At 68.6% G+C, this 12,279-nt stretch carries 11 protein-coding genes; 8 read left to right on the forward strand and 3 right to left on the reverse strand.

The window, feature by feature from the left end; all coding sequences use genetic code 11:
* Positions 1-179 precede the first annotated feature (179 nt).
* From ACH438_RS37170 to ACH438_RS37180, 3 genes are all read left to right on the forward strand, one after another.
* The gene (locus tag ACH438_RS37170; RefSeq protein ID WP_397014283.1) at positions 180-1,505 is read left to right on the forward strand and encodes a DNA polymerase IV; all 1,326 of its coding nucleotides are present in this window, start codon (positions 180-182) and stop codon (positions 1,503-1,505) included.
* Positions 1,506-1,720: 215 nt separating this feature from the next.
* Positions 1,721-2,191, forward strand: coding sequence for a hypothetical protein (locus ACH438_RS37175; protein WP_397014176.1), 471 nt, complete (start codon positions 1,721-1,723; stop codon positions 2,189-2,191).
* Positions 2,192-2,413: 222 nt separating this feature from the next.
* The gene (locus tag ACH438_RS37180; RefSeq protein WP_397014178.1) at positions 2,414-5,641 is read left to right on the forward strand and encodes an arabinosyltransferase domain-containing protein; all 3,228 of its coding nucleotides are present in this window, start codon (positions 2,414-2,416) and stop codon (positions 5,639-5,641) included.
* Between the two features lie 73 nt (positions 5,642-5,714).
* On the opposite strand, the gene ACH438_RS37185 is transcribed toward ACH438_RS37180, so the two are convergent.
* Positions 5,715-6,419: a hypothetical protein gene (locus tag ACH438_RS37185; protein ID WP_397014180.1), complete on the reverse strand. Its 705-nt coding sequence runs from the start codon at positions 6,417-6,419 to the stop codon at positions 5,715-5,717.
* The gene (locus ACH438_RS37190; protein ID WP_397014182.1) at positions 6,407-7,402 is read right to left on the reverse strand and encodes a hypothetical protein; all 996 of its coding nucleotides are present in this window, start codon (positions 7,400-7,402) and stop codon (positions 6,407-6,409) included. Before ACH438_RS37190 ends, ACH438_RS37185 begins: the two co-directional genes overlap by 13 nt.
* 150 nt (positions 7,403-7,552) lie before the next feature.
* On the opposite strand from ACH438_RS37190, the gene lspA reads away from it, so the two are divergent.
* Genes lspA through ACH438_RS37205 form a run of 3 tightly spaced genes read left to right on the forward strand, consistent with a single transcriptional unit; the run spans position 7,553 to position 9,868 of the window.
* Complete coding sequence (gene lspA, locus ACH438_RS37195) at positions 7,553-8,269, forward strand: signal peptidase II (RefSeq protein ID WP_397014184.1); 717 nt, start codon at positions 7,553-7,555, stop codon at positions 8,267-8,269.
* Entirely contained in the window at positions 8,266-9,192 is a 927-nt protein-coding gene (locus tag ACH438_RS37200; RefSeq protein ID WP_397014186.1) for an RluA family pseudouridine synthase, read from the forward strand. The genes lspA and ACH438_RS37200 overlap by 4 nt, the downstream gene beginning before the upstream one ends.
* A gap of 10 nt (positions 9,193-9,202) precedes the next feature.
* Complete coding sequence (locus ACH438_RS37205) at positions 9,203-9,868, forward strand: hypothetical protein (protein ID WP_397014188.1); 666 nt, start codon at positions 9,203-9,205, stop codon at positions 9,866-9,868.
* Here the strand turns inward: ACH438_RS37205 and ACH438_RS37210 are convergent.
* Positions 9,823-10,431 carry a winged helix-turn-helix transcriptional regulator gene (locus tag ACH438_RS37210; RefSeq protein ID WP_397014190.1) on the reverse strand — a complete coding sequence of 203 codons (609 nt, stop codon included), beginning with the start codon at positions 10,429-10,431 and terminating at the stop codon, positions 9,823-9,825. The two genes, ACH438_RS37205 and ACH438_RS37210, sit on opposite strands and share 46 nt — an antisense overlap.
* A 94-nt stretch (positions 10,432-10,525) precedes the next feature.
* On the opposite strand from ACH438_RS37210, the gene ACH438_RS37215 reads away from it, so the two are divergent.
* Positions 10,526-11,737, forward strand: coding sequence for a pyridoxal phosphate-dependent aminotransferase (locus ACH438_RS37215; RefSeq protein ID WP_397014192.1), 1,212 nt, complete (start codon positions 10,526-10,528; stop codon positions 11,735-11,737).
* A 234-nt stretch (positions 11,738-11,971) separates the two neighbouring features.
* Entirely contained in the window at positions 11,972-12,244 is a 273-nt protein-coding gene (locus ACH438_RS37220) for a hypothetical protein (RefSeq protein ID WP_397014194.1), read from the forward strand.
* The last annotated feature ends 35 nt before the right edge of the window (positions 12,245-12,279 follow it).

A 12,279-nucleotide genomic window follows, 5' to 3' on the forward strand; every position in this document is an offset into this window, starting at 1 on the left:
GCGCCGCGGACGGCTCGGTTCCGGCCGCTGCCGGCGCGGGCGTGGCGGCTGCGGATACGCAGCAAATCGGCAGCCGGTTCCCAGCTACCGGCCAGTCTGTGAGCGCGGTTCGCGAGGATGTTCCGGCTGTGGGCGGCCGGGACCTCACCGTGGGGCGGCGGTGGGTGCTGCACATAGATATGGACGCGTTCTTCGCCTCGGTCGAGCAGCTCACGCGGCCCACCTTGCAGGGCCGGCCGGTGCTCGTCGGCGGGATGGGCGGGCGTGGCGTGGTGGCGGGAGCCAGCTATGAGGCGCGAGTGTTCGGTGCGCGCTCGGCCATGCCCATGCATCAGGCGCGGCGGCTGGTGGGGGTGACGGCGGTGGTGGTGCCGCCGCGCGGGGCGGTGTATTCGGAGTTGAGCGGGCAGGTGTTCGAGACCTTGCGGTCGCGAATTCCCGTGCTGGAGACGCTGTCCTTCGACGAGGCCTTCGCCGAACCCGCGGAACTGGCCGGGGCCACCGCGGCGCGAGTGCTCGACTTCTGCCAGGAGTTGCGCGCGGTGGTGCGGGAGCGCACCGGGCTGGTGGCGTCCGTGGGCGCGGGCAGCGGGAAGCAGCTCGCCAAGATCGCGTCGGGGTTGGCCAAACCCGATGGAGTGCGGGTGATCTCGCCCGCCGAGCAGCGGGACTTCCTGTCGGCGTTGCCGGTTCGCAAACTGTGGGGCGTCGGCCCGGTGGCCGAGCATCGGCTGCGCTCCCTGGGTATCGAGACCGTCGGCGCGTTGGCGGCGCTGCCGGAGTCCGAGGTGACCTCGATCCTGGGCGGCGCCATGGGCTTGGCCCTGCATCGGCTGGCGCGCGGCATCGACGACCGCCCGGTCGCGGAGAACACGCAGGCCAAGCAGATCAGCGCCGAAACCACCTATGAGAGCGACATTCTCAATCTGGCCCAGCTACGGCCCGCCATCGACGCCATGGCGGTCTCCGCGCATCGCCGCCTGACCTCCGATGGTCGCGCGGCGCGCACGGTGGTGCTGAAGCTGAAGAAGTCGGATATGAGCATCGTGACGCGCTCGTCGACGCTGCCTTATGCCACAGAGGATCTCGCCACCTTGACCGCGGCCGCCCAGCGTTCCGCCATCGATCCGGCCGAGCTGGGTCCGATCCGCTTGGTGGGCGTGGGTTTCGCGGGCCTGTCGGAGATCCGGCAGGAGTCGTTGTTCCCGGAGCTCGATCAGACGGTCGACAATGCCGAGGCGGTGTCGGAGGAGCCGACGCTGGGTGTGGCCCTCGATTCGGAACCGCTGGTGCCGCCCGCGACTCGTTCCTATGCGACCGGGATCTGGTATCCCGGGCTGGATGTCGAGCATCCGGAGCACGGGCACGGCTGGGTGCAGGGCGCGGGTCACGGCCGGGTGACCGTGCGGTTCGAAACCCGCAGTACCGGGCCGGGTCCGGCGCGTACGTTCGCCGCGGATGATCCGGAGTTGTCGCGGGCGGACCCGCTGGGCAGCCTGCGCTGACCCGGTTTGCGTGAATTATGAGGATTCAGTCTGAAAAAGCGGTATGCCCGCTTCTGGAGTCGGCTTTCCGGAGTACCCGTTGGTAGTGTCGGGCCCCGTGCAGCGTCGCCGGTCGGGTGCAGCTGTCACGTGTCGAACGGACCTACTGGAACGTAAAGGACGAGCAGTTGAAGCTTCAGAACACTGGACGCATCGCGGTTGCCACTCTGGCCCTCGTGGCCGCACTTGGATTGACGGCGTGCGGTAGCGGTGACAAGGGAGACACCAAGCCGGCTGCTACCACCTCCGCCGCCGCGGCGGCGACGTCCGCGTCGGCGGCCCCGAGTGGCAACTTCCCGCCGGTCCCGACCGCGGCGGACCTGAACGCGGAACTGCAGAAGGCGCTCGACTCGAACATCCCGGATGACCAGAAGCTGGATCTGATGCAGGGTGTGTCGGCCGATCCGTCGCTGCCCTCGCGCCTGGTCGCCGCCTTCAAGCAGAACAACGCCACCATCACCGTCAACAATGTGACCGACCTCGGCAACGGCAGCGCCACCGCCGACGCGTCGGCCACCATCAACGGCGGCGCCCCGAACCAGATGGTGGTGCCGCTGGTGGTCGAGGACGGCAAGTGGAAGGTCCAGAAGGAGTGGATCTGCAACATGCTGCAGGTGGCCAACCAGACCTCCCCGGCCTGCAGCTGATCCCGGCTCGCGGCTGATCGTTTCGTGACGGGCCCGGCACCCGGCAGTGGGGGTGCCGGGCCCGCGCGCGTCCCCGCCGCGCGGCGTGCGAAGGCGGTGCGGGTCACTTGTGTGTGGTGACCGTGAGCGATGGAAACGGGTTGCCCTTTAGGATCTCCGATCGTGACCGACGTGATGGAGAGGGCGGGGCAGTATTCCGCCGGGAGAGCTGGTGCCGAGACCGTGAGGCGGTCTCCCGGGGGATGGGAACGGCCGCTCGCCCTGATCGCGGGTCTGCTTGCGGCGCTTGCGGCTTTGGCGGTGCCGCTGTTGCCGGTCAAGGTGGATACGACGACGCTGGCCTGGCCGCAGGGTGACTCGAGCAAGAGCATTCAGGCGCCGCTGGTGTCCTATGCGCCTTTGACTTTCGATGCGACCGTCCCGTGTTCGGATGTGGCGCAGCTCACTTCGCATGGTGGCACATTGGTTGCCACGGCTCCGAACGGTGCGCCCGACCTGGATCGATACGGGTTTGCCGCGCGTGTGACCGCGCCCACGGTGTCCGAGGGTGAGTCCACTCCGGGCAAGCTGGAGGCGGTACTGCGCAACCAGACGCTGTTCAGCGTCCCGGTCGATCAGCTCCCCGCGGACTGCACGCTGACGGTGCACTCGGACCTGACCTCGACCACCGCGTCGCTCACCGGTTCGGCCCCGGTCACCCTCGCCGGTGACAATCGCCCGCAGCTGGTCGGCGTCTTCAGCGATCTGACCGCCGCGCAGGGCGCGAAGGTGACCGCGCAGGTGGACAGCCGCTTCTCCGCGCATCCGAGCCTGGTGAAGCGCCTCGCCATCTGGACCGCGATCATCGGCACCCTGATCGCGTTGTTCGCCTTGTTCCGGCTGGATCGCCTGGACGGCCGTCGCGCCCGCCGCTTCCTGCCGCAGCGTTGGTGGACGTTCAAGCCGGTGGACGCCGTGGTGCTGGGCACGCTGGTGCTGTGGCATTTCATCGGCGCGACCACCTCCGATGACGGTTATCAGTTCGGTATGGCCCGCACGTCCATCAAGGCGGGCTACATGGCCAACTACTTCGGTTACTTCGGTGTCCCCGAAAACCCGGTCGGCACACCGTATTACGACATCCTGGGCCGCATGGCGCAGCTGAGTGTGGCGAGCCCGTGGATGCGGCTGCCCGCACTGCTGGCCGGCATCGTCTGCTGGCTGGTGATCAGCCGCGAGGTGATTCCGCGCCTGGGCGCGCGCATCCGGCGGGACCGCGTCGCGGTGTGGACGGGTGCGCTGGGCTTCCTGGCGATCTGGCTGCCCTACAACAACGGCCTGCGCCCGGAGCCGATCGTGGCCGCGGGCGTGCTGCTGACCTGGGTCTCGGTGGAGCGCGCGATCGCCACCCGCCGCCTGCTGCCCTATGCCATCGCCTGCCTGATCGGTGCGTTCGCGTGCACGGTCGGCCCGTCGGGTCTGATCTGCGTTGCGCCGCTGCTGGCCGGTATCCGCCCGATGTGGCGGCTGCTGGATCGCCGCGCCCGGGAACTGAGCCGTCCGACCCCCGAGGGCGCGGGATTCCTTACGGTGCTGCGTATCCGGGGCCTGGCCTACCTGACCCTGCTCATGCCGATCGTCGCGGCGGGTGCGGTGGTGCTGTCGATCATGTTCGCGGTGCAGCCGATCAGTTCCATGTTCGAGATGCAGCGCGTACATCACCTGGTCGGCCCGGATGTGAAGTGGTACGACGAGTACATCCGCTACCAGTACCTGTTCATGCCCACCATCGACGGCTCGCTGGCGCGTCGCTTCGGCATGTTCATGCTGTGGATCGGCTTGGCGGCGTGCGCATTGGTGTTGCTGCGCAAGGGCGGTCGCATCCCGTTCACCGCGCCCGGTCCGGTGCGCCGCGTGCTGGGCAGCACGGTGGGCGCGACCCTGCTCATGATGCTGACCCCCACCAAGTGGACCCATCACAATGGCATCTACGCCGGTCTGGCCGGTGTGGTGGCGGTGCTCGCCGCGGCGTCGGTGGGCCCGCGGGTGATGAAGTCCCCGCGGAACCGCGCCCTGTTCGCGTCGGTGGTGTGTTTCGCCCTGGCGCTGGCGTTCTCCAGCATCAACGGCTATTGGTACGTCTCGAATTACGCGATCCCGTGGAACGACAAGCCGGTGGTGCTGGCGGGAATCGAGGTGAGCAACGTCTTCCTGCTGCTCACGGTGGCCGCGCTCGCGCTGGCCGCGTTCTGGCATGTGCGGGCCCCGGAACCGTCCGCCCCGCACCGTATCTCGCGGTGCGGCTGGCGGCTGGTGACGATTCCGCCGCTCACGGTGGCGGCGGCGTTCATGGTGCTGTTCGAGATCGCCTCGCTGGCGAAGGGCGCGGTCGTCCAGTACCCGGCGTACTCGCTGGCCCGCTCGAACGTGGATGCGGTGCTGGGCATGCAGTGCGGCCTGGCGCGGGATGTCCTGGTGGAGCCGGATCCGAACGCGGGCCTGCTGAAACCGCTTGCGGGCGATGCCTTCACCGCGTTCGGTGCGAGCGCCGTCGGCTTCACGCCGACCGGTGTTGGTGATCTGCGCACCGATGACGAGCTGGACACCGGCGGCGGTGTCGCGAGCGCGATCAGCAACCGCAGCAAGACCGGTGTGGACGGAACCAGCACGGCCCCACTGCCGTTCGGCCTGGATTCGGCCAGCACGCCGGTGCTGGGCAGCTCCGGCAGCACGGAGGCGGTCTCCACCCTCACCACGGGCTGGTACGGCCTGCCGAAGGATCGGGCCGGCATCATCGCGCTGGCGGCCGCGGGCCGGATCCGTTCGGTGAACCACGACGGCGTGGTGACGCCCGGTCAGTCGGTCGAGATCGAGTACGGCGTACCGGGTCCCGACGGCGCCCCGCAGCCGCTGGGCCGTATCACCCCGATCGATATCGGCCCGGCCCCGGCCTGGCGCAATCTGCGGGTGCCGCTGACCGAGATCCCGGCGCAGGCCACGGCCGTCCGGGTGGTGGCGAGCGCGCACGACCGGGATCCGAAGCAGTGGGTGGCCCTGACGCCGCCGCGTATTCCGCAGACTCGTACGCTGCAGGATTTCGTGGGTTCGCAGCGTCCGGTGCTGCTGGATTGGGAAGTGGGCCTGCAGTTCCCGTGCCAGCGCCCGTTCGATCACAAGGACGGCATCGCCGAGGTCCCCGACTACCGCATCCTGCCGGATCGCGGCGGCGCGGGCATGACCACGCTGTGGCAGAGCCATGACGGTGGCGGCGCGCTGGGCTGGAGCAATATGCTGCTGCGCCCGCACACCATGGCCACCTACCTGCAGGACGACTGGCGCAATGACTGGGGCGAGCTGCAGCGCCTGGATCCGATCGACGAGTCGGCGGTGTCGGCGCAGCCGATGGTGACCCCCGAAACCCGTTCGGGCCTGTGGACTCCGGGTCCGATCAATGTGGACGGCTGGCGCTAGCTGATACGAGAAAGGGCCGGTGTCGCACCCTCGAGGGGGTGGGACACCGGCCCTTTTCCGATGATTCGAGCGGTTACGGCCCTGCCGCGCCCTGCAGTTTGCGCACCTGCGCGGTGGTGACGGCCGTGAGTTGTTTCAGGTCCGGCTGTTTGGAGTCGGACCAGGAGATCTGCACGACCGTAGACCCGACCAGCACCACGTTCACGACGGTGTGCAGCGTCAGCCCCTGACTGGTCGTGTTCAGCTGGAACGCCGTGGAGGCATTGCCCGCCTGCGGCTGATCCAGTCCGCCCGCACGGAATTCCACATTGGTGCCGTCGGCGTCCTTGCCCGAGTACTTCGCGCACTCCCGCACCAGCGACTGCACCGTCGAGAACGCCTGTGCCGCCATCCCGTTCGGATACGAGGCGGCGTCGACGTCGACGCTGGCGAAATCGTTCCCGCCGAACTGCGCGGCCGCCTGCCCGGTCGCGCCGGGTACCTGATCGGCAATGGCGGCAAGGACTTTCGCGCACTGCGGCGGATTGGTGGTTGAGCCCGCGCCGGACGTGCTGCCGGGCGGCGGATCGGGGAGTGCGGTGAATCCGCTGGGCAGCGCGGTCACGTCGATCAGGTCACCGCGCAGGGTGATCTCGTCGAGTGCCGCCGCGGCCTGCCCGCTGGGCGGGGCCACGGTGGGCTGGAAGGTCGGCAGCGGCGCGGAACCCTTGGCGCCGCAGGCGGTCAGGGTGAGCGCGAGTGCGGCGGCCAGCAGCGCGGGCCGGGTCAATCCCCCCACGCCACCTCCGTGCGCTGGGTCTGGCGCACCGTGACCGCGGTGTGCGGGTCGCGATAGGTCTGGTTGCCGCCGATGGTGACGGTGCCGGAGACCGGCAGTGGCAGACCGAGATCCACGGTGATGGTGCCGGTGCCGTGCATCAGGTAGTCGACGATCTCGAGTTGCCCGGCCTGGTTGGGCAGTTGCCAGACATTGACTTTCGGGGTCTGCACCACATCCAGCTGGATGGTGCACTGGTTGCCTTCGCGGTGGGTGAGGGTCGCGGTGGTGACCTGCTCCAGTGGCACGGTGCCCGAGACCTGCTGGCGCACCGTCCACACCGCGCCCTCGCCGATGGCGGCGTCGGGGAACGCGATGGACTGGTACACCGCTTGATAGAAGGCCTGTTCCAGCGCGGCGCGCGCGGCGTCGGAGGTGGCGGGTTTGGGCGCCATGCGCAGGGCGGTGATGGCGCCGAGTTCGGTGATGTCGAATCCGGCGCGCGAGCCGTCGGCGGGCAGCAGGGCCTTGGCCAGGTTCGGGTCGGGGGAGGTGACATTGCCGAGGGTCAGTTCGACGCCGTCGGTGCCGGCTTCCGCGCTGAGCGGAATGGTGATCGACGGCGGTGAGACATCGTGCACCGCCTGCTGATCTATCTGCTGCTCGAAGTGGTGTTCGGTGCGCAGCGTGACCTGCTGGGTGGTGCCCGATTCGAGTGCGGGCCGCAGCGCCGACTTGGGTTCGGCGCCGGCTTCCACGACGGTGGTGGTGACCGCCGGGATGGGCATGGTCACCTCTTTGCCGATGCCCGCGGGCTCGGCGCCGTCGACTTCGGTGGTCGTTTCCGAGTGGTCGCTGCAGCCGACTCCGAAGGCGGACAGCGTCACCGCCAGCACCAGGAGCAGCACCCCTGATCGGGCGGTGCGTACTCGTGGGCGTCGAGGGGAGCCGGTACAGCGTGCGGTGGCGTTCGCCGAGCTGGGGGATGAAGACAACACCGTCACGTCGAACAGGTTACGGCTCGATCCTGATAATCAGCTGGGATCACGTTCGCGTCACGCGGAACGAAAATCGGCGGCCGATACCGTGCCCGCCGTTGCGGTCTCGGCCGTCGGCTCGGGCGAGCGACAGCCGTGCCATGGCAATAGGGAATGATGTCAGGAGTGAGTACCGACCGGCAGCGCGATCCCGGCGCAGAGGAATCAGAGAAGTCGCCCGGCGACAGCGCACCCATCGGCACCCCCGCCGCCGAGGCCGAGCAGGCCGCGGATGCCGGTGTGACCGGCGGGACGGATTCGGAATCGGCTGATACGCGGTCCCGCGAGTCCGGCGAGCCGGATGCCGCGCGCCGCCCGAAGCGCCTGCGGAATCTGCTGCTGGTGGCGGCCGTGATCCTCGGACTCGATCTGCTGACCAAGACCCTGGTGGTCACGTACATGACGCCCGGCAAACCGATCTACCTGATCGGCGATTGGGCGCGGCTGCTGCTGACCCGCAATCCCGGCGCGGCGTTCTCCATGGCCACCGGCATGACCTGGTTGCTGACCCTGATCGCGGTGGCGGTGGTGGTCGGCGTGATCCGGATCGGCCGCACGCTGCGGTCGCTGCCGTGGGCGTTCGGTCTGGGCATGGTGCTGGGTGGCGCGCTGGGCAATCTCATCGATCGGCTCTTCCGGGCGCCGGGTCCGCTGCAGGGACATGTGGTGGATTTCGTGGCGATCGGCTGGTGGCCGGTGTTCAATGTCGCGGATTCGTCGATCGTGTGCGGCGCGATTCTGCTGGTGGCCTTGACGGTCTTCGGTTTCGAGCCGGACGGTTCGCGCATGCACCGCGCTTCCGCCGACGACAGCACCGAGGAGCGCACCGCATGAGGGAAACTCGGAGCATGCCCGTGCCGGACGGGCTGGACGGCATGCGGGTCGACGCCGGATTGTCACGGCTGCTGGGCCTTTCGCGCACCGCGGTGGCGGCCATGGCGGAGGAGGGCTCGGTCCAGCTGGACGGCGTCGCCGCCGGCAAGTCCGATCGCCTGACCGCGGGCGCCTGGCTGGAGGTCGAATTCCCCGAGCCCAAGCGGGAACTCACCGTCGAGGCCACGCCGGTGGACGGCATGAAGATCCTCTACGCCGACGATGACATCGTCGCGGTGGACAAGCCGGTCGGCGTCGCGGCGCACACCGGCGTCGGCTGGACCGGGCCGACCGTGGTGGGCGGGCTGGCGGCCATGGGCTACCGCATCTCCACCTCGGGCGCGCACGAACGCCAGGGCATCGTGCACCGGCTGGATGTCGGCACCTCCGGTGTCATGGTGGTGGCGCAGTCCGAGCACGCGTACACGCAGCTCAAGCGGGCGTTCAAGTACCGGACCGTGGACAAGCGGTATCACGCTCTGGTGCAGGGACATCCGGATCCGAGCAGTGGCACCATCGACGCGCCGATCGGCCGGGCGCGCGGCAACGACTGGAAGTTCGCGGTGATCGCGGACGGCCGCCCGTCGGTCACGCACTACGACACCATCGAGGCCTTCCAGGCGGCGAGCCTGCTCGACATCCATCTGGAAACCGGTCGCACACACCAGATCCGGGTGCACTTCTCGGCCGTCCGGCATCCCTGCTGCGGTGACCTCACCTACGGTGCGGACCCGCGGCTGGCGGAGCGGCTCGGCCTGGAACGGCAGTGGCTGCACGCCCGCCAGCTGGGTTTCAACCATCCGGCCGACGGCCGCTGGATCGAGATCACCAGCGAATACCCCGCGGATCTGGAACACGCGCTGGACGTTCTGCGCGGGGCATAGGCTGCCGAGCATGGACGTGTTTCGGCTTCCGGCGGTGCGCAATGTCGTTTTCGCGGTCGGTGCCGTCCTGATCGTGGTGCTGGTCCTGGTTGCCGGGTGGGCGGTGAAGCCCGACAACGGGGTCATCGCCACCGATCGCCTCGGTCCGGAAGACGGTGTGGCGGTGACGGATTACCTCGCACACGCGCAGACGACACTGCAGGGGAGCGACAAGGACGAGCACTGGGCGCTGGTCTCGTTCACCGCGGGCATCACGGCCGAGCAGATTCCGGGGTTCGCCTCCGGCGTGCGCGTGTCGGAGGTCGTCTTCCACACCTACATTCCCGGCGTCGCCACCCCGATCGTGACGGTCGATGTGCCCGCCGGTGACGCGGCCGCGGTGGCCTCGGAGAAAGCGGCTGCCTACCAGGTGGATTCGCTGACGGCCTATGACGATCGCAGCAGCGCCGTCAAGAAGGTCGTCACTTCCCGGCTGCGCGCCGACTGTGCGTGCGTGGTGGGCCTGGTGGTGCGCGCCCCGCTGGATCGGCTGCGAAACCTGGCCGCGCACAGCGGGATTCGCGCGGTCGAGGCGCTACCGGCCGACGCCTCGACGTTCGCCGTGGCGCCGCTGCTGCCGGAGCAGACGGATCATGTCGGTCCCGGTACCGACGGGGCGTCCGTACCCGACAACTGATCGTCCACGGTGAGTTCACGTGCGCCCGTGGCGATCTCGGTCGCGGTGGCGAGGTCGAAGTGCAGTTCGGTGTCGGCGTTCGCGGCGGGCCCGTCGTGGTGGGTGATGCCGTCGGCGTCGATGACGTAGTGCAGGACGGTGTCGCCGATGTGCACGGTGACGGTCCCGGCCGGGATCAGATGAGCGATGGCCCGGCCGAGGGGGAGTGCGAACCAGTGCGCGCGCACCGCGTCGGTGGCGCGGCGTTCACCGAGTTGTGCTGTGCCCCAGAGGGAGAGCGCGTCGAGAACGGGCCGCAGTGCGCGCCCGTCGGGGGTGAGTTCGTAGAGGGCGGTCCCGGCGCGGGGCCCGGTCTTGCGGCGGATGAGAATCCCGTCACGTTCCAGATCCTTGAGGCGGGCGGCGAGCATATCGGTGCTGATGCCCGGGAGGTCGGCGAACAGGTCGCTGTATCGGCGTGGACCCGAACACAATTCGCGGACGACCAGCAAACTCCAGCGGTCGCCGACGAGATCGAGGGCGCGGCTGACGGCGCAGTAGTGGTCGTAGCTTCGGCGTGGCACGCTCTCCACTGTAACCAACAACTTGGAATATCCAAGTGCAAACTTGGAAGTTCCAAGTAGAGTGGTCGGCAACCGTTCCGAGAAGGGGATGTCCATGCAGGTCAAGCAGTCGAGCAAGTTGGCGGGAGTCTCGTACGAGATCCGTGGCCCGGTAGCCGATCACGCCGCGCGCCTGGAGGCCGAGGGCCACCACGTGGTGAAGCTCAATACCGGTAACCCGCTGCCCTTCGGGTTCGAGGCGCCCGCGGAGATCCTGCAGGACATCGTCCGCAACCTGCCGGCTTCCAGCGGCTACTCCTCGTCGAAGGGCCTGCTGTCGGCGCGGCGCGCGGTGGTGCAGTACTACCAGACGCTCGGCCTCACCGAGGTCGACGTCGAGGACGTCTTCCTCGGCAACGGCGTCTCCGAACTGATCATGATGGCCATGACCGCCCTGCTGGAGAACGGTGACGAAGTCCTCGTTCCCGCACCGGATTTCCCGCTGTGGACCGCGGCCACCGCGCTCAACGGCGGTCGTCCGGTGCACTACATCTGCGATGAGGAATCCGACTGGTATCCCGATATCGCCGATATCGAATCCAAGATCACCGACCGCACCCGCGCCATCGTCCTCATCAATCCGAACAACCCGACCGGCGCCGTCTACCCGCCGGAGGTCCTGCGCCGGATCCTCGAGGTAGCCCGCCGTCATCACCTGGTCGTCTTCTCCGACGAGATCTACGACAAGATCACCTACGACGGCATCGTCCACACCTCCACCGCCTCCCTCGCCCCCGACCTCCTGGTCCTCACCTTCTCGGGCCTGTCGAAGGCGTACCGCTGCGCCGGTTTCCGCTCCGGCTGGCTCGTGGTCACCGGTCCCACGCAGCATGCCGAGAACTACCTCGAGGGTCTCACCATGCTGGCCGGCCTGCGTCTCTGCGCGAACGTCCCTGCCCAGCAGGCGATCCAGGCCGCGCTCGGCGGCCACCAGAGCATCCACGATCTGACCCTGCCGAGCGGTCGCCTCGGCGATCAGCGCGACCGGGCCTGGGAAGCCCTCAATGCCATCCCCGGCATCAGTTGCGTGAAGCCCAAGGGCGCGCTCTACGCCTTCCCGCGAATCGACCTGTCCGTCTACCCGATCCACAACGACGAGCAGTTCGTGCTGGACCTGCTCCTGCAGGAGAAGCTCCACATAGTTCAGGGCACGGGCTTCAACTGGCCTCGCCCCGACCACTTCCGGATCGTCACCCTCCCGCACGCCGACGACCTGGAAGCCATCATCGAACGCATCGGCCGCTTCCTGGCGACCTACCGTCAGTAGCGGACTGTTGCCTACCCGGTAGCGGCGGAATCGCGCCCGAGCAGCTCGCGGGAAAGCACCCCGGCCACCAGGTTTCGACGCGGTCGAGGGACCAGCCGCGCTCGTCGGTGAGCACGAGGTAGGCGTCGATATTGCAGAGCACGGCGTAGATGTCGAGCGCGGCGGCGAGATCGAGCCCGGGGCGCAGCGAGCCCGCAGGCCAGGACTCGCGCCGCCGCCGAACGCCGCGAGTCCATGGCAGGTCTGTGGGCGCTGAGCAATGTCCTGTTCGGCTTCACCCAGCTCTTCCTCGCCACCGCACTGCTGGGCTTCACGGCCACGGGAGCCCTGACCTCGTCCTGGCTGACCGTCGTCGGCTATGTCAGTGCCGCGCTGCTCTTCTGCTCCGCCTCCGCCGCGCCTTACAACGCCACCGCGACCTCCCGCCTGGCCTTTGTCGGGGGCGTCGGCTGGATCGGGTGGGTCACCTGGATCATCGCCAACAGCATTGCCCTGCTCCGCCTCTGATGCGTCCGGACAGTGCGGCGGGCGCCCGTCGGGGA

This window comes from Nocardia sp. NPDC020380, assembly GCF_044386975.1.
Taxonomy (GTDB): domain Bacteria; phylum Actinomycetota; class Actinomycetes; order Mycobacteriales; family Mycobacteriaceae; genus Nocardia.